This window comes from Vibrio penaeicida (assembly GCF_002933855.1).
GTDB classification, from domain to species: domain Bacteria; phylum Pseudomonadota; class Gammaproteobacteria; order Enterobacterales; family Vibrionaceae; genus Vibrio; species Vibrio penaeicida_A.
This window is the reverse complement of sequence record NZ_BFAQ01000074.1, coordinates 1-1,130: the sequence shown is the minus strand read 5'-3', so window position 1 is coordinate 1,130 and position 1,130 is coordinate 1. Positions and strand designations below refer to the sequence as shown.

General features: G+C 39.8%; 2 protein-coding genes. One reads left to right on the top strand and one right to left on the bottom strand.

The window, feature by feature from the left end:
• Nucleotides 1–324: hypothetical protein (locus tag VPNCDNU1_RS28150; RefSeq protein ID WP_167404912.1), on the top strand; the 324-nt coding region annotated here is incomplete at its 5' end.
• A 571-nt stretch (nt 325–895) separates the two neighbouring features.
• Here the strand turns inward: VPNCDNU1_RS28150 and VPNCDNU1_RS28955 are convergent.
• A complete protein-coding gene (locus tag VPNCDNU1_RS28955) occupies nt 896–1,039 on the bottom strand; it encodes a hypothetical protein (RefSeq protein ID WP_167404913.1) in 144 nt (47 codons plus the stop codon).
• Between the last annotated feature and the right edge of the window lie 91 nt (nt 1,040–1,130).

Below are 1,130 nucleotides of genomic sequence, written 5' to 3'. Positions count from 1 at the left end.
CTTCAAAATCTGATGAAGCTGAATAATTTTGAAACCTACAACGACTTGGCTTGCGGAGAATTTTCCACCTTGATTCTGGCTGAGGAATCGAACTTTGAAACACTGAAGCCAGCAATTTTCGAGAACCTTACAACCCTTGAATTATCAAAGCGCTATAACGCCCAGTTAAGTAGCCAAAAACGCACAAATGCTGTTTCTGCAAACTACCCTAATCACAAAACTCACCGCAAACTAAAAATGCCACGCGTTTTTGGTCTGCTTGAACTGTTTGTTATGAACGGACTTTACGGCAACCTCAGAATTCCAGCAAATACAAATGGTTGAGACGCAGAGCCAATTCACAAAATGTTGGCAGCTACACGATAAACCCACAACGAGTTGACTTAAAACACCCACCAAGTTTGGAGCTTTTCAAAGTACTGCCGCCCCGTAAAAATCACGGTGCAGCAAATGGCTGATACAAAGAATCACTTGGCAAAAATACCCAAACAGCCAATTTGCCTTTTGATGAAACCCAAGCGGCATTTCACCAAAGAAACATAACGGATTTTCAATTGGGAAAGATTCAAATCTTGACAAAAATATAAGCAAATATTGGACCTTAGCCCCTAATTTTACTGAATTTTTCTAGATGCTTCATAACGCCCTATTAAACTGCCAAAAACGTACAAATGCCGTTTCTGCAAACCACCTTAAACACCAAACTCAACGCAAACTAAAAGTGCCACACGTTTTTGGTCTGTTTGAATTGTTTGTTATGAACGGACTTTAAGGCAACCTCAGATTTTCAGCAAATACATAAGGTTAAGACACAGAGCCAATTCACAAAATGCCGGCAGCTACACGATAAACTCACAACGAGTTGACTTAAAACACTCACCAAGTTTGGAGCTTTTCAAAGCCCTGCCGCCCCACAAAAATCACGGCGCAGCAAATGGCTGATAGATAGAATCACTTGGTAAAAATACCCAAACAGCCGATTTGCCTTTTGATGAAACCCAAGCGGCATTTCACCAAAGAAACATAACGGATTTTCCATTGGGAAAGATTCAAATCATGATAAAAATATAAGCAAATATTAAACTTTAGCCCCTAATTTTACTGCATTTTTCTAGATGCTTCATAACGCC

Coding starts and splice junctions, on each gene's coding strand:
- VPNCDNU1_RS28955 (WP_167404913.1), bottom strand. CDS start 1,039: ATGGAAAATCCGTTATGTTTCTTTGGTGAAATGCCGCTTGGGTTTCAT.